Source organism: Psychrobacter sp. T6-6, assembly GCF_052258185.1.
In the GTDB taxonomy this organism is placed as follows: domain Bacteria; phylum Pseudomonadota; class Gammaproteobacteria; order Pseudomonadales; family Moraxellaceae; genus Psychrobacter.
Window position 1 is genome coordinate 333831 of sequence record NZ_JBQQEX010000002.1, and the last position, 19520, is coordinate 353350.

Annotated in this window: 16 protein-coding genes; 10 read left to right on the forward strand and 6 right to left on the reverse strand. The window is 45.6% G+C overall.

The annotated features are described in order from the left end of the window. The first annotated feature begins 81 nt into the window (after positions 1 to 81). Both ACTXGL_RS04630 and ACTXGL_RS04635 read left to right on the forward strand, forming a co-directional pair. Positions 82 to 519, forward strand: a complete 438-nt coding sequence (locus ACTXGL_RS04630) for a YeeE/YedE family protein (RefSeq protein WP_443525206.1) — start codon at positions 82 to 84, stop codon at positions 517 to 519. 98 nt (positions 520 to 617) lie between these two features. Then, on the forward strand, positions 618 to 1037 hold the full coding sequence (locus tag ACTXGL_RS04635; protein WP_443525208.1) for a DUF6691 family protein: 420 nt from the start codon (positions 618 to 620) through the stop codon (positions 1035 to 1037). Between the two features lie 203 nt (positions 1038 to 1240). Here ACTXGL_RS04635 and ACTXGL_RS04640 read toward each other — a convergent pair whose 3' ends face one another. After that, positions 1241 to 2905: an AMP-binding protein gene (locus ACTXGL_RS04640; RefSeq protein WP_443525210.1), complete on the reverse strand. Its 1665-nt coding sequence runs from the start codon at positions 2903 to 2905 to the stop codon at positions 1241 to 1243. A 487-nt stretch (positions 2906 to 3392) separates the two neighbouring features. Here ACTXGL_RS04640 and ACTXGL_RS04645 point away from each other — a divergent pair, with 487 nt between their 5' ends. Continuing rightward, on the forward strand, positions 3393 to 5528 hold the full coding sequence (locus ACTXGL_RS04645; RefSeq protein ID WP_443525212.1) for a 2,4-dienoyl-CoA reductase FMN-binding domain-containing protein: 2136 nt from the start codon (positions 3393 to 3395) through the stop codon (positions 5526 to 5528). A 172-nt stretch (positions 5529 to 5700) separates the two neighbouring features. On the opposite strand, the gene ACTXGL_RS04650 is transcribed toward ACTXGL_RS04645, so the two are convergent. The 3 genes from ACTXGL_RS04650 to ACTXGL_RS04660 form a co-directional block, all read right to left on the reverse strand. Further along, a complete protein-coding gene (locus ACTXGL_RS04650; protein ID WP_443525213.1) occupies positions 5701 to 6264 on the reverse strand; it encodes a hypothetical protein in 564 nt (187 codons plus the stop codon). Positions 6265 to 6367: 103 nt separating this feature from the next. Continuing rightward, positions 6368 to 7372 (reverse strand): lipoate--protein ligase, encoded by a 1005-nt coding sequence (locus ACTXGL_RS04655; protein WP_443525214.1) that lies wholly within the window; start codon positions 7370 to 7372, stop codon positions 6368 to 6370. Between the two features lie 253 nt (positions 7373 to 7625). Next, the gene (locus ACTXGL_RS04660; protein WP_443525215.1) at positions 7626 to 8039 is read right to left on the reverse strand and encodes a hypothetical protein; all 414 of its coding nucleotides are present in this window, start codon (positions 8037 to 8039) and stop codon (positions 7626 to 7628) included. 605 nt (positions 8040 to 8644) lie between these two features. On the opposite strand from ACTXGL_RS04660, the gene ACTXGL_RS04665 reads away from it, so the two are divergent. Both ACTXGL_RS04665 and ACTXGL_RS04670 read left to right on the forward strand, forming a co-directional pair. Then, complete coding sequence (locus ACTXGL_RS04665; RefSeq protein ID WP_443525216.1) at positions 8645 to 9574, forward strand: DMT family transporter; 930 nt, start codon at positions 8645 to 8647, stop codon at positions 9572 to 9574. A 223-nt stretch (positions 9575 to 9797) separates the two neighbouring features. Continuing rightward, positions 9798 to 10901, forward strand: a complete 1104-nt coding sequence (locus ACTXGL_RS04670; protein ID WP_443525218.1) for an alkene reductase — start codon at positions 9798 to 9800, stop codon at positions 10899 to 10901. A 101-nt stretch (positions 10902 to 11002) separates the two neighbouring features. Here ACTXGL_RS04670 and ACTXGL_RS04675 read toward each other — a convergent pair whose 3' ends face one another. Together ACTXGL_RS04675 and ACTXGL_RS04680 are read right to left on the reverse strand one after the other, a co-directional pair. Further along, entirely contained in the window at positions 11003 to 11998 is a 996-nt protein-coding gene (locus ACTXGL_RS04675) for a pirin family protein (RefSeq protein WP_443525219.1), read from the reverse strand. Between the two features lie 115 nt (positions 11999 to 12113). Beyond that, positions 12114 to 13454, reverse strand: coding sequence for a BaiN/RdsA family NAD(P)/FAD-dependent oxidoreductase (locus ACTXGL_RS04680; RefSeq protein ID WP_443525220.1), 1341 nt, complete (start codon positions 13452 to 13454; stop codon positions 12114 to 12116). 347 nt (positions 13455 to 13801) lie between these two features. Here ACTXGL_RS04680 and ACTXGL_RS04685 point away from each other — a divergent pair, with 347 nt between their 5' ends. The 5 genes from ACTXGL_RS04685 to ACTXGL_RS04705 all read left to right on the forward strand — a co-directional run bounded on the left by ACTXGL_RS04685 (position 13802) and on the right by ACTXGL_RS04705 (position 19451). Further along, a complete protein-coding gene (locus ACTXGL_RS04685) occupies positions 13802 to 14680 on the forward strand; it encodes a branched-chain amino acid ABC transporter permease (RefSeq protein ID WP_319051226.1) in 879 nt (292 codons plus the stop codon). 76 nt (positions 14681 to 14756) lie between these two features. Next, the gene (locus ACTXGL_RS04690; RefSeq protein WP_443525222.1) at positions 14757 to 15854 is read left to right on the forward strand and encodes a branched-chain amino acid ABC transporter permease; all 1098 of its coding nucleotides are present in this window, start codon (positions 14757 to 14759) and stop codon (positions 15852 to 15854) included. After that, the gene (locus ACTXGL_RS04695) at positions 15851 to 16618 is read left to right on the forward strand and encodes an ABC transporter ATP-binding protein (protein ID WP_443525223.1); all 768 of its coding nucleotides are present in this window, start codon (positions 15851 to 15853) and stop codon (positions 16616 to 16618) included. Before ACTXGL_RS04690 ends, ACTXGL_RS04695 begins: the two co-directional genes overlap by 4 nt. Further along, positions 16618 to 17460: an ABC transporter ATP-binding protein gene (locus tag ACTXGL_RS04700; RefSeq protein WP_443525225.1), complete on the forward strand. Its 843-nt coding sequence runs from the start codon at positions 16618 to 16620 to the stop codon at positions 17458 to 17460. Before ACTXGL_RS04695 ends, ACTXGL_RS04700 begins: the two co-directional genes overlap by 1 nt. Before the next feature lie 5 nt (positions 17461 to 17465). Next, positions 17466 to 19451 carry an AMP-dependent synthetase/ligase gene (locus ACTXGL_RS04705; protein WP_443525227.1) on the forward strand — a complete coding sequence of 662 codons (1986 nt, stop codon included), beginning with the start codon at positions 17466 to 17468 and terminating at the stop codon, positions 19449 to 19451. Positions 19452 to 19520 lie beyond the last annotated feature (69 nt).

Sequence of the window (19520 nt, forward strand, 5' to 3'; positions counted from 1 at the left end):
ATATAATGTATTTTTATAATATAACGTATTTTTATAAATAATGGTCAGAAATATCTAACACATCTATATAGGCAGCTCATTATGAGTATACAAATAGACTGGCAAGCATTTACACCGATCTCTTTGGTAGGTGGTTTGATGCTCGGCGTGGCAACGGTTATCTTGCTACTTGGCATCGGGCGTATTGCGGGTATCAGTGGCATTTTTTCAAACTTGCTAAGACCTAAGCGTGTAGAGATGTGGCAGGTGCTATTTATAGTAGGTTTGGTCATATCACCAGTGCTATACGGCCTAGCAAGACCATTACCTGATGTAGACATTAGCAGCTCGTTGCCACTGTTGATTATTGCAGGGTTATTGGTTGGTTTTGGTACTCGTCTTGGTTCAGGATGTACGAGTGGTCATGGCATTTGCGGTAATGCACGTCTGTCTCCGCGCTCGCTGGCCGCGACCGTGACCTTTATGCTGTTTGGGATTGTGACTGTCTATATCGGTCGGCATGTCCTAGGGCTACTATAGATGCTGGATGGTAGATTACCAGACAGTAGCGATCAGTCGTGTTAGAGCGTAAATGATAGAAGATGATTAATAGAAAACAATAATAGCGAGAGACAATAATGCTAAAGAATATAATCGGATTGCTAGCCGGATTGCTATTTGGATTTGGTCTGCTGGTATCAGGTATGACTGATCCTGTGAAGGTACAAGGATTCTTGGACGTGTTTGGCGCCTGGGATATCTCCCTTGCACTGGTGATGGGTGGCGGTTTGGTTGTAGCGTTCTTTGGTGTGCTGCTGGCCAAGCGTCAACAAAGCAGCTGGATTGGCACGCCGATCGATATGCCAAGCAAAACGGTGATTAATAAAAAACTGCTTATCGGTGCGATGTTGTTCGGTATTGGTTGGGGTTTAGTTGGTATTTGTCCAGGGCCTGGTATTGTGTTGCTTGGTACAGGACAATGGCAAGCGTATGTGTTCATCCCAGCGATGATCATAGGAATGCTGATTTATCAGTGGCTTGAGCCCAAACTTGGCTGATATAGTTAGTTCTCTATAAATTGGATATGGTGTCAGCCTCGCTTAATCTACTATTTGTAGTACTTTTGCTTGGCTTCCTTGTCTCCAAACTATATTGAACCAGCTATAGTATAAATAGTCTAGCACTCAAAAAAAGGTCAGCTATGTGTAGGTGACCTTTTTTATGAAGTTTAATCAATGATACGATCTAATATATTATCAGTTTATTTAGCACTGGCAGTGACTTTTGGCGTCTCATGCGCCAATGATTTGGCCGCTTGGCGTAGCTCAAACTTTTGTACTTTACCCGTACTGGTCTTAGGTATTTCGGCAAACACAATATATTTTGGCACTTTAAAACCTGCCAAGTGCTGACTACAGTGCGCCATCACAGTATCGCGTTGTAGCGTGCTACCAGTATGAATCTCGATAAAGGCGACGGGTACTTCTCCCCATTTATCATGGGGCGCGGCGACGACCGCACAGCTCTCGATTGCTGGGAGTTTGTACAAGACGTTTTCTACCTCGATACTAGAGATGTTCTCACCGCCTGAGATGATGATATCTTTGAGTCTATCCATGATTTTAATATAGCCATCAGGATATTTGACACCCAAATCACCTGTGCGGAACCAGCCATCGGCGAATGCTGCTTCGGTGGTTTTGCAGCTTTTGAGATAGCCTTTCATCACCATATTGCCACGTAATGCCAGCTCGCCCATCTCTTCGCCATCAGCGGCAACGGGCTCAGTGGTACCTTGTCTAAATACCTCAAACCCTGCCATAAGATGGGAAGTCATACCTTGACGAGATTTCTTTTGGGCGCGTGTGGCGACATCAAGCTCATCCCATTCTTCTTGCTCAGCGCAAACTGTCACTGGTCCATATACTTCAGTAAGTCCATAAACGTGTGAGATATGAAAGCCCATTGCTTCCATCGCTGCTAGCATGGTCTCGGATGGCGGTGCACCAGCGACCCAACCTTTGACTGTATGCGTGATGGCATCCTTATACTCTGGTTTACCGCCAGCAATCATATTGTGGACGACGGGCGCGGAGCAATAATGGGTGACCTGATGCTTGGCAATCAGCTGTAATATCAAATCTGCATCAATGTGACGCAAACAAACATTGACTCCAGCACGCTCAGCGATACTCCAAGGAAAACACCAACCATTGCAATGAAAAAGCGGCAATGTCCATAAGTAAATTGGGTGTTTTGGCATGTCCCAATCTAATATATTGGAGATGGCATTGAGCGTAGCCCCGCGGTGGTGATAGACCACACCTTTTGGTTTGCCTGTCGTGCCAGAGGTGTAGTTTAGAGCGATAGCATCCCACTCGTCTGCTGGCATCTCCCAATTGTCCAGACTGTCTGAACTGGCAACCAGCGCCTCATAACTCATGTGTCCAAACGGCTCAACATCGATAGCCGCATCCGCTGCGTGAATGACGATCAAGTTGGGGAAAGTCTCAGTGATGATCTCGGCGTGCTCAGCAAACTCGCTATCTAAAATTAAAACCTTTGCTTCTGAATGCTGTAAACAAAAGGTAAGGGCATTGATATCGAGGCGCGTGTTCAGTGTGCAGAGTACGCCACCTGACATCGGCACACCAAACGCGCATTCGACCATCGCGGGTGTGTTTGGCAACATGACGGCGACCGTATCATTTTTATCTATACCCAGTTTACGTAATCCATCTGCCAGTTGACGACAGCGGGTATAGGTCTGTTGCCACGTCTGAATCAGGTTGTTGTGCTCTAGATCATCATAGATTATGGCGGTTTTATCAGGATAAACTTGCGCGCTACGGATGATAAAGTCAATAGGGGTGAGCGGTTGATGGTTGGCGGCGTTTTTGCCAAGGCCAGTATGAAAGTCTGTCATGGTGATAGTCCTTTATCGTATTGCTATAATGCGGTAACTCAGCATATTACCTTTCTATAATGCAGTAACCTAGCACAGTAATTTAACACAAAAAGGTTTTATATTAGTCGATTTTTATCGATTATCCTATTATGCTACGCGAGATACTGTAACTATGAGAGACACTGTAACTATGAGAGATACTGGCAAAAGCATCTGCCCCACTGTAGGCAAGCTGCCTGGCAATTTGGGTTGGTTTTTATAACAGCTAGTGCAATTACTCGTTGCATACTTGGTGTCCTATTATTATTTAGCCATCCTCTAACTGTCGCCCAATTGCCATCTAGCCGTTATCTTGCTGTCGTCATGTATATAGTGCTCACTCATCAGTCGTTTGTCTGCATAGCTGACAATAATAGCGGTGTGTTACGATACTGATAACGCTACATCTTATCGCATGTCTGTTCTGCAAAAATAGTCCAAAAAAACCATTCATAAGGAAAATGATATGACCGCCAGCCGTTCTGCTAATACGATCGATACTGCCAGCACCAATGAATACTATCCACATTTATTTGAGCCATTGGATTTAGGGTTTACTACCCTAAAAAACCGTATGGTCATGGGCTCTATGCATACGGGGCTTGAAGACCGTTTTTATAACTACGGTAAGCTCGCAGCTTATTTTGAAGAGCGTGCCAAAGGCGGCGTGGCCATGATGATCACAGGCGGTATCTCGCCCAACCGCGAAGGTTGGCTACTGCCTGCTGGCGGCACCATGAATAACAAAGCAGATGTCATCAATCACCAGCGCGTCACTCGTGCTGTCCATAAGCACGACAGCAAAATCATTATGCAGATATTGCACAGTGGTCGTTACGGTTATCATCCTTTTGCGGTGTCATCTAGCCCAATCAAATCCCCAATTTCACCGTTCAAACCACGCAAGATGAGCATCAAAAACATCGAGCAGACGGTAAAAGACTATGCACGCAGTGCCAAACTTGCCAAACAAGCAGGCTATGACGGCGTCGAAATCATGGGTTCTGAAGGCTACTTGCTCAATCAGTTTTTATCCAGTCATGTCAACAAACGTAAAGACATCTATGGCGGTGATATTCAAGGTCGTATGAAATTCGCGGTCGACGTGGTCACAGCCGTTCGCGAGGCCGTGGGTGAAGATTTTATTATCTTGTTCCGTCTGTCGGTGATTGACTTGGTCAAAGACGGTAATGTCATGGATGAAGTCATCACCGTAGCAAAAGCGCTAGAAGAGGCGGGCGTGACGATCATGAACACGGGTATCGGCTGGCATGAAGCGCGTGTCCCGACTATTGTGACGAGTGTTCCACGTGCCGCTTTCGTTGACTTCACTGCTGAGATCAAAAAACACATCAATATTCCAATGATGGCGGCCAACCGCATCAACATGCCAGATACGGCAGAAGAAATTATCGCTGACGGTCAGGCAGATATGATTCAAATGGCACGTCCATTCTTGGCGGATGCGCATTGGGTCAACAAAGCCAAAAACGGTCAGACAGATCGAATTAACACCTGTATCGCCTGTAACCAAGCGTGCCTCGATCATACGTTTGAAAACAAACGCTCGACTTGTCTGGTCAATCCGCAAGCGTGCTATGAGACAGAGCTGGTCTACAAAAAAGCGAAAAAAGCGAAAAAAGTCGCCGTCATCGGTGGCGGTGTCGCTGGTATGTCAGCTGCTCACGTCGCTGCCTTACGTGGTCACGATGTGACGTTGTTTGAAGCAAAAGACGTATTAGGCGGGCAGTTCAACTATGCCAAAGTCATCCCTGGTAAAGAAGAGTTCTTTGAGACCGTTCGCTACTATATTAATGAGCTTGAGCACTTGGGCGTCGAGGTCAAACTCAACACCTTTGTAGATAAAGACATGCTAGAAAAAGCCAAGTTCCACCATGTCATCGTGGCCACGGGCGTTGTACCCAGAAGCCTAGCAGGTAAGCTGGAAGGAGCGGATCTGCCACAAGTCATCAGCTACGCAGAATTGCTCTCTGGTGAAAAAGCCGTGGGTGACACGGTAGCGGTCATCGGTGCTGGCGGTATTGGTTTCGATGTCAGTGAGTATCTGACCGCCAACCATGGTCAGTCGCTGGATGAGATCGGTCCTGAGGGTCTCAAAGACCCAAGCTATCGTCCTGAGCCGCAGTCCATCAGCGAGTGGCGCGAAGAGTGGGGCGTGACCAATGATACTGACTATCAAAGTGATGGCGGTCTGGTCAGACCTAAAGCGATTAAGCCCATTCGCCAAGTCTATCTGATGCAGCGTAGCAAAGGTCGTCTGGGTAGTGGTCTGAACAAAACCTCAGGCTGGGTGCATCGCGCTCATATCAAATCGCATGGCGTCATTCAAGTGGCTGGCGTGCAGTATGATAAGATCACTAACGAGGGTATCTGGGTTACTGACCCACAAGGTCAAAGCCAGCTACTCCGTGTCGATAGCGTCGTCGTCTGCGCAGGTCAAGAGTCGGTCGTTGAGCTGATGCCAAACGTTGGCGATGCGCCAGACGCGCAATACCATCTCATCGGTGGTGCTAAGCTCGCAGCTGAGCTAGATGCAAAACGTGCAATCCGTGATGGTGCTGAGGTTGCAGCAGAAATCTAAAAGTTAGATAGTTTGAGTTAAATGTAAAAGCAGCAAGATAGATTATCTTGCTGCTTTTTTTGCTTTGGAAAAAGTGGTAGTTAGTACCTTATTTATCTGGCTTTATTTTGGTCCGATATCGTAATTATTTTAATGGCAAAGACTTCAACTATAGAGAGGCGTTAGTGAGAGGCTATTGTATTAAAGCATCGTCTTCAGCCAGTATTTGCGTTAATGGTTGTTTAAGGTTCTGGTATACCTGAGGTAGCGCTTTGAACGGCTCAAGGGTAAAGCTAAAAGGCTTGTCTGCATTAAATACCCAATAATTTCCTATTAATTTACCATCTGTCGTTTGCAGATCATCTCGTGGTACATGGTTGATAGAAAAATGATTTTTATCAGCCTCATACCAGATACCCATCGCACGCAAATCTTTCTCATCGTTATAACTTAGTGTTAGCTGTGGCTGAATTTGGTTATTTACCGTTGCTAGCGTTATTGTCTTACTAGGAAAAGGCGCTAATGCTTTTGCCCAACCAGTACCCTGTTGTGAGTTAGCTAATATGTGAGACCATTGTTTTCTGACGTGGGTTGCATCTGCATTCGAGTGGACAATAGCAAATAGATCTTGTTGAGTGATTTCTACTATTTGGCGTCGAGGGTATACCGTCACAATCGTTTTATCGGCTGCAATAGTATTGTCTTCCATCCCCAAAAAAGAAGTCAGCACAAAGAAAATAATAGCTATTTGTTCCATAAGTCATTCTACCTTTTTTAACGGATTCAACTTTAAATAGCCACCTCTAAAATGCCAAAGCTGAAATGTAAATATCAGCACAAGATATCAGCAGACTAAAAGTTTAAGCATTCATCTCCGCAACCAGCCATTTCTCAAAATCACCCACCTGAGCCGCCAACTCAGGTTGCGAGTTTGCCAGTTCAGCAAGCGTATCTTTAATCTCGCTCTTATTATATTTCACACCAGTCAATGTCTCCTTGAGCAAGTCAATAAGCTCAACATTTAACGCATCAGAAAAGATAACAACTTCTGCAATCACCGCTTGCCTCACATCCATATGTACATCCATGATACCCCAATCAAAGCGCGTCTCGATATGATGGCTAAACTCAGGCGTCTTGCCAAAGCGCCAATCCCAATCTGCCATTTGCTGGTAGTAAGCGTTTAGCGTTGGCTGTTTGGCAAGGCTGGCTTCATCCAACTGCTCAACTGGCGCAGTATCTTCGTAATACTCACAAAACGCCTCGATAATCGCATTAGACAAGATTTCATGATTGATAGCGTCATTGAGCTCTACCAAGTTTGCTACGCGCGCACGTACCGATTTGATGCCTTTTGCTTTGAGCTTTAAGGGATGCGGATTGAGATAGTCGCCAAGCTTTTGCATATTGGCATTGACCAGTAGTGTCCCATGATGAAAGCTGCGATCGGCGGCATGTTTAAAGGCGCTGCCTGATATTTTTCTATCGCCCACTTGCATGTCATTACGACCAGATAGCGTGGCGTCTATGCCCAGCTTTTTTAGCGCATTGATGATAATGGTAAAGTTAGCCGTTTGGTCATACGCGTGCTTGGGGGACAAAAAAGTAAAATTGGTGTTGCCCAAGTCATGGAAAACTGCACCGCCACCACTCTGACGCCGCGCCAAAAACACATCATCTGCCGCCATCTTATCCATCTTGCACTCGACCCATGGGTTTTGCGAGCGACCAATGACTACGGTTTCAGAGTTGCGCCACAAAAATAGCGTGTGCGAGTCGGCATTGAGTGTGTTAAATATCCAATCCTCGGTGGCAAGATTGAACCAAGGATTGGTCACCGCAGACTTTAAGATGCGCAGTTTCATGATGGATCCTTTTTTTAATCGCTTTTATAGGGTGAGGGTTATAAATAGATACTGATATTCTTACTGATAAGAAATTTAGGTTCAATGGGAGAGTGGTAGGAAAGGTAGTTCAGATTTTAGTATCGTAGAGTGTTCAGGTGGAATATATGAGTAATGCTGTGACATAAAAAATATTAAGTCTCGCTGTTAGTAGTGAAAAAGCCGAGCAATAGGCTCAGCTTTATGATGTATTAAGTCTCATTAATATCTCACCCTATTTAGCACAAATCTCCCACTGCGATTTGGTACTGAGATAACACTGCATCACCGTTTTGCCAGACTGCGCATAGGCATCACTGACGATACGCTGATTGGTTGGCAGACGATATCTGATGATCGCGGGCTCGTCATTGACGGTCGTCGTCCATCCAGTCACCTCATTACGGTCATTATAGTTTGCACTGGTAGAGGTTGCCATTTTGCCAAATCCCGGCAGATTATAAGCGACCTGCCTAAAACTATAACTCATCGCTGCACCCTCAGCGCCCTCATACTGACAGTTTAGCTTTTTTTGTAATTTGTCTTGTTTATAAACGTAGCAAGTGGTCTCATCTGAGAACTGACCAACCCCGCAAAACCCTGCCGTTGCAACTGACATCATACCGATGCATAACGCTATCCGTTTCATAATCATTCCTCAATAATTTATAAATCCTACTAATCATATTTGTCATCTATTTTTGTATCGCTAGATACGAGCCAATACCTTTTAGATAGTAAAAAATTAGTAAACAAATATCAACTATTATATTTTTAAGGAAAACTCCTACTGATTAGATAGTATTGGTTATACTTTGATATTATTAAGATTATCTATCGCGCAGTCTTATTGTTAAAAAGCTTCGATATCCAGATAGGTTCTACTCTTATAGGTACTGATGAGAGTAATGTCTCAAGAGTGACTTCGGAGTTTGCCAGTATATGAATAGTGAGGTGCTGAAATAGGCTAAAGTACATAAGTTATAGGTCAGCAGCAACTACTGGTCTATCACTAAATAATGTGTTTTACCCGGCTATTTAAGATAAAAAAAGACGAATATATGGATATGGCTTTAAATGAAATGGGTCAACCAATTAGAATGGCGCTATAAAATTTATAAAAAATGACATATCAAACGACTAAAGTTCTACCATCATAGTGCTTTATTAGCACGATAATTTTCACCACATAGCAGACAGTTATGACCGACACGAGTTGGCAAATGCAGTCTAAGCACTTAATAGGATTACCCAATGACCAACCGTGACCTCATCATCTTCGTGACGCTCTCTTTTATGTGGTCGCTCTCCTTTGTGTTTTATCGGGTTGGCGTGCCTGAGTTTGGCTCATTGGCTTTTGCCAGCCTGCGTGTGATATTTGCCGGACTGGTCATGCTTGTCTTTGTACTACTAAAGAAAAAAAACAGAGTAGGTATCAAAGAGCATTGGAAAATGCTATCGCTCGTCGGCATATTTTCGGCAGCGCTTCCTTTTGTACTGTTTTCTTTCTCTGCTCAGTCAGTGAACGCTGGTGTATTGGCAGTATTGAATGCCTCTGTACCGATGATGAGTGGTTTTATCGCTCGCGTATTCTTTAAAGATAGGCTATCAAAAAAACAAGCACTCGGTCTGGTCATTGGCGTGGTGGGGGTCATTATATTGATGAGCGAAAGCCTGTTTGGCGGCGGGGAGCAGGGCAAAGGCTTGGTCGAAGGACTACTACCGATGGGCTACGCGTTACTGGCCTGTGTCGGCTATGCTGTCGGCGCTAACATCACCAAAAACTATCTGTTCAATGTCTCCCCTGTTGCGATCACGGCAGGCTCACTGATTATTGGTAGCATCATTATGCTGCCTGTTGCCTTTAATGAGTTCCCTTATGGTCAGGCAATCAGTCTAAAAGCATGGGTATCTGTGATATGTATCGGCGTATTTTCGACCGCCATTGCTCTGATATTCATGAACCAGTTAATCAAAAATATTGGTCCAACGCGTGCCACGAGCATCACATTGGTTATTCCTATTTTCGCGATTATTTTGGGATATGTATTGCTTGGTGAAGCGCTAAATATACAAGCTATTATTGGCTCAATCGTAATCTTGATCGGTACCTATCTGTCATTAGAGCTATCTGTTAAGAGTATGCTGCAGTCAAAGAATACCACTCAGACAAATAAAGCTTAAGACTTGGTAAACAGTCTTAGTAGCAATGGCTTACAAAGATTCAAATAAGTGAATATTGGTGTATCTGTTTGTAAATATTGCTTGGAATAATTGCAGCTGCCCCCTATAAAGAACTCGGCTAACGAATAAAGCGCTTGGCAAATCAAATCAATAAAACCGAGCGCTATATACCAACAAATACAAAACCTATGATTTAGGTTTAATACAACGAACAAGGCTTTTTATGGCACACGATAACTTATTTGAAACCGTCGAAATGGGCACTCAGACCCTAAAGAACCGCATCATTATGGCACCGCTTACGCGTTTGCGTTCAGTTGAGCCAAGCGACGTACCGACAGCGCTTGCTGGCGAGTATTATTCTCAGCGTGCAAGCTCTGGTCTGGTCATCACTGAGGCGACGCAAGTCTCATTCCAAGCAAAAGGCTATGCAGGCGCACCAGGCGTCCACACCAAAGACCAGATCACGGCATGGAAAGCCATCGTAGATAATGTCCATGCAAAAGGCGGCAAGATCGTCGTGCAGCTATGGCATACAGGTCTGGTCTCTCATGAGAGCGTACAGCCAGATGGCAAAGCGCCAATCTCTGCCTCTAATGTTGATGTTGGTGTGCGCACCTCGCTACGTGATAGCGATAACCAAGCCATTCGCGTCGATGCAACGCCGCCGCGTCCAGCCACGCTAGACGAAATCAAACAAGTCATTGCTGATTTTGCTCAAGCAACCAAAAACGCTCAAGAAGCTGGCTTTGATGGCGTAGAGGTTCATGGTGCCCATGGTTATTTGCTACATCAGTTCTGGGTTGAGCAAACCAACCAGCGTGATGACGAATATGGCGGTAGCCGCGAAAACCGTGCGCGTCTGACGCTAGATGTCGTCGACGCATGCGTAGATGCTTGGGATGCTGACCATGTGGGTATTCGTATCTCGCCACTAGGTACGTTTAACAATGTAGAAGCGGGCTACGATGAAGACGAAAACGTCTGGATGGTTGAGCAAATCAACAAGCGTGGTCTGATGTATTTACATCTATCAGAGCCTGACTGGGCAGGTGGTACGCCTTATAATGACGGATTCCGTCAGCGCGTCCGTGATGCTTTTGACAATATGATTATTGCTGCGGGCGGCTATACAGCCGAAAAAGCAGAGAGAAACGTAAAAGCAGGTTATATTGACGCGGTTGCTTTCGGCCGTGACTATATTGCAAACCCTGATCTGCCTGAACGTATCCAAAAAGGCGCTGCGCTCAACGAGCAGCATCCAGAGTCTTTCTATGGCGGCGGTGCAGAAGGTTACACCGACTATCCATCTTTAGATCAAGCGTAATAGCCATTGGGTCAATATTTTTGACTCAGTAGCTGGATTGCGTATCAAAAAGCCCTCTGACTACCGTTAGTCAGAGGGCTTTTTTTGTGCGTCAATTTTGTTTATTTACCAAAATTACCAGTTTGATAGTCGCGAAAGGTCTGCCTTAGCTCTTCTTGTGTATTCATGACAAAGGGGCCATAACCTGCAACTGGCTCACCGATTGGTTGTCCACTCAGCAGGAGTAACTTGATAGGGGCGTTCTCATCGGTAGTTGCAAGGCAGGTCAACTCAATGGTATCGGTAGCATCGTCAGATAGTGGCATAGGCTGATTATATACAGAGGTTGGCGCTGCAAACTGAATCAGTCTACCTGCACTGACGGATACGCCGTTAACCAACAGAGTACCTTCTTGTACGAGCAGCAACGTGTTGTGTGTACTTGGTATTTGTAGGGTCGTTGTGCCCATTGTGTGCAGCTCGATATCCCATAGATTAATAGGGGTAAAGGTCGTTGCCGCACCAGTGACACCATGCCAGTCACCTGCGATAATAGCGACTTGTCCTATGGCAGTTTGCTTGTCAGCACCTTTAGCAACAGTATCTTGAGAGCCAGCGCCACTATCGTCCATCAGCTCGATGATAGGCATATCAACACGCTTGATAGACTGATACTTGGGATCGGTCAACTTATTGGCACTTGGTAAGTTTACCCATAGCTGCACCATACTAAACACACCACCGCGCTGCCCAAAGGCTTCAGAATGAAACTCTTCATGCAAGATACCGCGACCAGCAGTCATCCACTGTACCCCACCTTCTAAAATATCGCCGCGCCCTCCTGTCGAGTCAGCATGACTGATCTCACCTGAGTAAGCGATAGTAACGGTTTCAAAACCCTTATGGGGGTGTTGACCGACACCATGAGGCTGTGTCTGGTAGTCAGGATTAGGTGAAAAGGTCGTGGGCTCACCATAGTCAAACAATAAAAACGGATCGGTGTGACTGTAGTTAAAGTCTGGATGGTCATCAAGATGATTGATTAATGTCTTTACAAAAAATCCATCACCGACCCAATGTGGTGCTTTATCACCATGAATCTGCTTAATTGGGCGCATTGATTACCTCGCAATTCCATTAACATAAATAATGGTAAGTAAATATTATATATGAATGATGCAATAAAATGAACTTATGTTGTGTTTAACTTAATAATGCTGATGCTAAGTAGCGCTAAACGACTTCGCCACTGACAAACCCACTGGCCCATGCCCATTGGAAGTTATAGCCACCAAGCCAGCCTGTCACATCGAGCACTTCACCGATGAAGTACAAGCCCTCTTGCAAGTTGCTTTGCATAGTCTTCGAAGAGACTTCATCCGTTTTTACTCCGCCACGTGTGACCTCAGCGGTACGATAGCCCTCGGTACCAGAGGGTTTGAGTTGCCAACCATTAAGAGTAGCGCCAAGATCATCAAGCCGCTCATCTTTGATATTAGCAAGCTCCGTGTCTTTGATGTCATCCCACAGATGAGTTTGCAGTGCTGCCAGTAGTTTTTTGGGTAGGGCGTTGTTTGTGGTCTCTGCCAGCACAGTACGGATCAGCTGGCGTGGATGCGACTGCTTGCGGGCAAGCAAAATATCAGTAACATTCACATCAGGTAATAGGTTGATACTGATGGTCTCTCCAGTCTGCCAATAGTTCGACAGCTGTAGCATCGCCGGGCCAGAGAGTCCGCGATGGGTGAACAGTACAGGCAATTTAAAGGAGATACGCTCATTACTAGCAATGACAGGTAGGCTGATACCTGCCAATGCACGGATCAGCTCGCCAGTCTTGTCCGTAAAGGTAAACGGTACAAGGCTAGCATCGGTGGCTATCAGTGTATGACCGAACTGCTGCGCCAACTCATAACCAAGGCCAGTTGCGCCCATCGTTGGGATAGATAGACCACCAGTTGCCACGACTAGGGACTCACAGCTATAGCGCGTCTGCACAGGCTGACCCTCAGTTGGTGTGTCTTTTTTGCCTAGCTTTTTGCTAGTGGTCAGTGTAAAACGTTTACCTTTATCATGGTCGGTCTTTTGCACGTGGTCAATCTGAGTATTGAGCTTGACTTGGACGCCGACCGCCGTGCATTCGTCCAAGAGCATGGTCAGAATATCTTGGGCAGAGTCATCACAGAACAGCTGACCATGCTCACGCTCATGATAAGGAATCTGATGCGCCTCTACCATACCGATAAACTCCCAACTTGGATAACGACTCAGCGCTGATTTACAAAAATGCGGGTTGGTACCGATGAAGTGCTCAGGCTCAACGAAATAGTTGGTAAAGTTGCAGCGACCACCACCTGACATCAAGATTTTTTTGCCCGCTTTGTTGGCGTGATCTATGACTAACACGCGGCGACCACGGCGACCAGCTGTCAGTGCACAATACAATCCTGAAGCGCCAGCACCAACGATGATGACGTCGTAATGTTTGTCATTAGACTTTTTAGATACTGACGGATTGTCTATTGACTGGTTATGTGACTTGGCTGACCTGGCTTGTTTTTGCATTTGACTCATGATGATGACTTATAAAATAGATTTAGATAAACGATATAAAGTATCCAAATTATATCATGGCAATAATAGAAGTGTTTTAAGTGATTGATGCATATCACTTCAGCCTATTTGCTATAAATCATTGAATGACCTTATTTTTTTATAGACAACAAACAGTAGTTGGTATAATGTAAAAGCACAAATATTGTTCGTTAGTACTGCTATTACGTTTATTATTTGTTGAGAATGTAGGCATTTTTATTGGAAGGGCATGATGTTCTCCAAAAGTAGTTGAGTTAAAACCCAGCCGATTGACCGGCTTATTTAAACATTGTCATGGATGATAATGTTAAGACAAAAGGGACTTTATGGATATCCTACAACTGCTCATTAGCGGGATTGCTAATGGCTGTATATATGGGCTGTTAGCGCTGGGTTTTGTACTGATTTACAAAGCCTCTGAGGCCGTAAACTTTGCTCAGGGCGATATGCTCATGCTCGGCGCTTTTTTAGGCATCGCTTTCATCAATGCTGATGAAGCAAACCTTCCTTTTCTATTGGGTATCACGCTTGCCTCCATTATTATGGGGGTGTTTGGTTATCTGCTTGATCGATTCGTATTGCGCGGAATCTTTGGTCAACCGCAATTCGCCATGGTTATTCTTACCATCTCGCTAGGCTTTTTGATACGCTTTGTCGCGGGTGTCATCTGGGGACATAGCCCAGTCTCATTACAGACACCGTTCTCAGGTCAGATGCTAGCGTTAGGGTCACTGAGTATTGCTTATGTTGATCTGATAATTATCGTATCTACCATCGCACTCACTTCTATTCTGTACTTCTTCTTTGCCCATACGCGGCTCGGTATCGCGATGCAAGCGAGTAGCCAAAACCAAATGGCAGCTTACTATATGGGCATCCCCGTCAAACGAGTCAACGGTATTGTGTGGGCGCTGTCCGGTGTTGTCGCTGCGCTTGCGGGCATATTGTTTGCAGCCAAAGGCGCGATCGAACCCTCCATCGGGCTGTTATTCGGCATCAAAGCATTTGCTGCTGCGGTAATCGGCGGTCTAGGCTCTCTCCCAGGTGCTCTTGTCGGCGGGCTGTTAGTTGGCGTAATAGAACCATTCGCCAGTCGTTATCTGCCGTTAGGTCTCAGTCAGATTGCGCCTTATGTGGTGATGTTGATTGTGCTGATCGTACGTCCAGGTGGTATCTTTTCGCAGGTCAAACAGAAAAAAGTATAGAAGCTTTGATTCATAGACGCTTTGATTCAAGGATGACAAAGCTTTCTCTAAACAATTTCAAGGAAGAGTACTGTCAATGAAAGCCCAGTTTAAACACAGCTACGATCAAGACATCAATGTCTTCGATGATAAACGCCAGCTTATAAAATACGGCGTGCTTCTCTTACTACTCCTAATGGCACCTTGGTTGCTCAGCAACTATTATATTAGTGAGCTTAGTGCCATATTAATTTGGTCCATATCAGGACTCGGTCTCATGCTTTTGACGGGTCATACCGGTCAAGTCAGCCTGGGTCATGCCGCCTTTATGGCGATAGGCGCCTTTAGCCATCTGGCACTGATGAGTCGAGGCTGGAACTTTTTCCCAGCTTTGATCGCCTGTGCAGTTATCACAGGTGTTATTGGCGCAATGATTGCTCGGCCGATCTTGAGAACCAGTGGTATTTACTTAGCCATTGCCACCTTGGCGCTTAGTATTATCATCGAAGATATTGCTATCGTTGCTGAGCCCATCACTGGCGGTATCTCTGGTACCTTCGCTTCTCCTATCAATATTTTTGGCTACACAATCGATCGCTACATCACGCCAAAAGCCTTTTATTACTTATGCTTGGCACTAGTGGTACTGATTACCTTTGGTTATATCAATCTACTTAGAAGTAATACTGGACGCTCGTTTTTGGCTATTAGAGACAGTGAGGTCTCTGCCCGTGCGCTTGGTGTCAATGTGCCACAAGCCAAAACGTTAGCTTTCAGCTTATCTTGTGCGATTACAGCGGTCGGCGGCGCGATGTACGGGCATTTCGTGCAAGCGGTTAACTATGAGAGTTTTACTGTTGTTATCTCTATCACCATATTGCTGCAGATTGTCATCGGTGGTTTAGGGTCTATACACGGTGCATTTTTTGGTGCAGTGGTTGTCGTCTTATTACCGCAAGTTATTGCAATTTTAGGTGACGTCATCGGTCAAAGTACAGGCGCTAGTATCACCAATATTCCTGGTATTGATACCGCATTATTTGCTTTGGTTATCGTCATTATGATCATTTATGAGCCGCGCGGTATATACGGTATGTGGATTAAGATACGCACTTGGTTCAATATGTTTCCGCTGTATCGAAAAGGTCTATTCCGCCGTTCCAAAACCTATCTAAAAACGGAGCGTATGCGATGAGCCTATTACAAGTAGAGTCGTTATCTATCGCGTTTGGTGGTGTGAAAGCCGTTGATAACATTAGTTTTGAGGTGAACGAAGGTGAAGTGTTTACGATCGTAGGACCCAACGGTGCGGGTAAGTCGACTATTTTTAACTTAATCAGTCGCTTGTATGAGCCGCTCAGTGGTCGTATTACTTTTGATGGTACGGACATCACCGATCTGCCAGCTCATGACATTGCCAAACTAGGTATTGCGCGCACGTTTCAGAATATCGAGCTGTTTGATCACTCTAGTGTGCTACAGAATCTACTCATCGGTCGTCACTCTCAGCGTAGCACCTCATGGATACAGGACTTGCTGTTTTCACCAAAGGTGCGCCGCAGTGAGCGCGAGCATCGTATGCACGTTGAGAAGATCATAGACTTCTTGGAGCTAGCGCCTTATCGAGATCAACTGATTGCAGGCTTACCTTATGGTATTAGAAAAGTCGTCGAAATCGCGCGCGCGCTTGCGGCCAACCCCAAGCTTATTTTGCTCGATGAGCCCGCATCAGGTCTTAGTGTAGAGGAGACGTCCGAGATGGCATGGTGGATTGAAGATATGCAAAAAGACTTGGGTTTGACGATATTGATGGTCGAGCATGACATGAGCCTAGTCAACCGCGTATCAGATCGTGTCTTGGCTGTAGCTGAAGGTAAGTTTTTGGCTCAGGGCACGGCAGCTGAAGTTCAAGCCAATCCACAAGTCATCGAGGCCTATCTTGGGCAGGAGAGCGTGTGATGAAACCAATTAAAAAATCACTGTCATCTGCAGCGCCAGCAACTGAGATGAATTTAGTGGATTCTGAAGTAAAGAACAACATGTTAGAGGTACGTAACCTAGAATCTGCCTATGGCCCTGTCATGGCATTAAGGGGCGTAAGCCTTGAGGTGCCAGAAGGCAAAGTGGTCACGATTTTAGGCGCTAATGGTGCGGGTAAAACCACGCTCATGAAAACTATCTCTGGGGTCATTAATCCACGTAAAGGCGCGGTATGGTTCCACGGTGAGCGTATCGATGGCACTGAACCTGATCGGTTAGTAAAGAAAGGTCTATCACATGTCCCAGAAGGCCGAGAAGTTTTCCCGTTTTTGAATGTTGCCGAAAACCTCGCAATGGGCGCTTATACTCGCCGTGATAAGTCTGAGATAGAGCGTGATGTTGAGATGATATACGAGTATTTTCCAATACTCAAAGACCGCCGCACTCAGGCTGCTGGTACGATGTCTGGAGGTCAGCAGCAGATGCTGGCGATCGGTCGCGGACTGATGTCACGCCCTTCATTGATGCTACTTGACGAGCCGTCGCTTGGTCTGTCACCACTTCTGGTACAAGAGATATTTGCCATCATTCGCAGATTGAACAAAGAGCAGGGCGTGACAATCTTACTGGTTGAGCAAAACGCAAGAGTCGCGCTCGCTGCAGCGGATTATGGTTATGTGTTAGAAACGGGACGTATCGTCATGGCAGGCTCAGCAGACAAGCTGATGCACTCTGATGATATTAAAGAGTTCTACCTTGGACAAACCAAAGACAATACAGCGGAAGCCACTCGGTGGAAACGCAAAAAGACTTGGCGATAATACTCATGACTAATTCTACTGATAATTCGACTGATGTGACCCATCCCGCTACTGCTGATATGGCAGTCACTGAGAGCGTCTCTGTGGCACAAGCATCGGCTCATATGGAGTCTTCTACTCGCAATAACAGCCATAGTAACGACCACAATAACAGCCGCAAGATACGTAATGCGCCTTATGACCATGAGCTGCAGGTCCTAGAAGGCTGCGATACCTTAAGTAAGCTCTGGCGACAGATGTGCCTGAGCCGAGGAGAAAAAATCGCCCATCGTGAAAAAGCTTTTGGTATTTGGCAAAGTTATAGCTGGCTTGATTATTATCATCGCGGCTGTGATATCGGCATGGCACTTATTGAGCTGGGTCTGACCAAAGGGGACACGGTTTCTATCTTGAGTGAAGACAATAAAGAATGGCTCTATTGCGATATGGGTATCTGCGCTGTAGGCGGTATACCCAATGGCGTCTATACCACAGACAGTCCAGATCAGCTCGCCTATATACTCAATGACAGTCAGTCTAAATTTTTGATCGTTGAAAACGATGAGCAGCTCCATAAGTTTTTAGAGATACGTGAGCAGACACCGATGCTCAAAAAAGTCATCGTCTTTGAGCGTAAAGGTCTACGTAGCCTAGAAGATGAGCAGGTTATCTTTTTGGATGAGCTGTACGCGCTTGGTCAAAGTGTTGACAATGCGCTAGAGCGTTTTGGCAGTTATATTGATCAAAGCACCGCGAATGACATACGCACACTGATCTACACGTCAGGCACGACTGGCGACCCAAAAGGCGCTATTTTAACGCATGCCAATGTCATGTTTGGTCTAAAGACAACCACCGAAGTCATCGAGGTTTTACCTACTGATGAGCAGTTATGTTTCCTGCCTTTATGCCATGTACTAGAGCGTGTGGTGTCGGTAGATGTCCCCATTCATAGAGGCTGTATCGTCAACTTTGCGGAGAGTACCGAGACCGTATTTGAAAACATGAAAGAAGTATCGCCCAATACCTTTACGGCTGTTCCAAGGCTATGGGAAAAAATGTATGCCTCTATCAGTAATATGCGTAGCGATGCCAGTGCGTTTAATGGCTGGGCATTTGATCAAGCCATAAAAGCGGGTCATGACCATGCTGACACGATTATGGCAGGGAAGACGCCTACGGCTGGTCAACGGCTTCGTTACGAGTTTTGGGACAAGCTGGTATTGCGTAAGATTCGCGATCTTATCGGAATGACCAATGTTCGCCGTGCTACTACTGGTGCTGCCCCAATATCATTGGATATTATTCGTTGGTTTCATGCGATAGGTGTGCCTATCTATGAAGGCTACGGCATGACTGAAAGTACAGGCGTGATATCCATGAATACCCAAGACGCCCAAATGGTCGGTAGCGTCGGTAAACCCTTACCGCATTCTCAAGTTCGCATCGCTGATAATGGCGAGATATTACTAAAAGGCGGCAATGTGTTTGCAGGGTACTGGAACAAGCCCGACAAAACCGCTGATGACCTACGTGACGGCTGGCTACATACAGGTGATGTGGGCGAGATAAGAGATGGTTATATATTTATCACAGGCCGTATCAAAGACATCATCATCACAGCAGGTGGTAAGAACGTTACCCCAGCTGCCATAGAAAGTAAGCTCAAATTTTCACCTTATATCTCAGACGCGGTCGTCATTGGCGATAAGCGTAAGTACCTCACTTGTCTTATCATGATAGATCAGGAAAACGTAGAAAAATATGCCCAAGACAATCAAGTGATGTTCTCCGACTTTCGCTCATTGTGTCACGCGCCTGAAGTGATCGCCTTGATAGATGATGTGGTCCAGTCTGCCAATGCGACCCTAGCACAGGTCGAAACCATAAAAAGGTTCCGACTAATAGACGTGTTACTCAGTCCTGAAGATGATGAGCTGACAGCAACTATGAAATTAAAAAGGAATCTGGTTGAGAAAAAACATCATGCGTTAATCGAGTCTATGTACTGATTACACACGGACAGTTGGTATAGATCAGTGCTATCAAATTTACCGTAACATCAAACTGACAGCGACTCA

Excerpts from the sequence above, each read along its gene's own strand:
- ACTXGL_RS04630 (WP_443525206.1), top strand. The coding sequence starts at position 82 with ATGAGTATACAAATAGACTGGCAAGCATTTACACCGATCTCTTTGGTA.
- ACTXGL_RS04640 (WP_443525210.1), bottom strand. The coding sequence starts at position 2,905 with ATGACAGACTTTCATACTGGCCTTGGCAAAAACGCCGCCAACCATCAA.
- ACTXGL_RS04670 (WP_443525218.1), top strand. The coding sequence starts at position 9,798 with ATGGCACACGATAACTTATTTGAAACCGTCGAAATGGGCACTCAGACC.
- ACTXGL_RS04700 (WP_443525225.1), top strand. The coding sequence starts at position 16,618 with ATGAAACCAATTAAAAAATCACTGTCATCTGCAGCGCCAGCAACTGAG.
- ACTXGL_RS04680 (WP_443525220.1), bottom strand. The coding sequence starts at position 13,454 with ATGAGTCAAATGCAAAAACAAGCCAGGTCAGCCAAGTCACATAACCAG.
- ACTXGL_RS04645 (WP_443525212.1), top strand. The coding sequence starts at position 3,393 with ATGACCGCCAGCCGTTCTGCTAATACGATCGATACTGCCAGCACCAAT.
- ACTXGL_RS04665 (WP_443525216.1), top strand. The coding sequence starts at position 8,645 with ATGACCAACCGTGACCTCATCATCTTCGTGACGCTCTCTTTTATGTGG.
- ACTXGL_RS04655 (WP_443525214.1), bottom strand. The coding sequence starts at position 7,372 with ATGAAACTGCGCATCTTAAAGTCTGCGGTGACCAATCCTTGGTTCAAT.
- ACTXGL_RS04705 (WP_443525227.1), top strand. The coding sequence starts at position 17,466 with ATGACTAATTCTACTGATAATTCGACTGATGTGACCCATCCCGCTACT.
- ACTXGL_RS04690 (WP_443525222.1), top strand. The coding sequence starts at position 14,757 with ATGAAAGCCCAGTTTAAACACAGCTACGATCAAGACATCAATGTCTTC.
- ACTXGL_RS04685 (WP_319051226.1), top strand. The coding sequence starts at position 13,802 with ATGGATATCCTACAACTGCTCATTAGCGGGATTGCTAATGGCTGTATA.
- ACTXGL_RS04650 (WP_443525213.1), bottom strand. The coding sequence starts at position 6,264 with ATGGAACAAATAGCTATTATTTTCTTTGTGCTGACTTCTTTTTTGGGG.
- ACTXGL_RS04695 (WP_443525223.1), top strand. The coding sequence starts at position 15,851 with ATGAGCCTATTACAAGTAGAGTCGTTATCTATCGCGTTTGGTGGTGTG.
- ACTXGL_RS04675 (WP_443525219.1), bottom strand. The coding sequence starts at position 11,998 with ATGCGCCCAATTAAGCAGATTCATGGTGATAAAGCACCACATTGGGTC.
- ACTXGL_RS04660 (WP_443525215.1), bottom strand. The coding sequence starts at position 8,039 with ATGAAACGGATAGCGTTATGCATCGGTATGATGTCAGTTGCAACGGCA.
- ACTXGL_RS04635 (WP_443525208.1), top strand. The coding sequence starts at position 618 with ATGCTAAAGAATATAATCGGATTGCTAGCCGGATTGCTATTTGGATTT.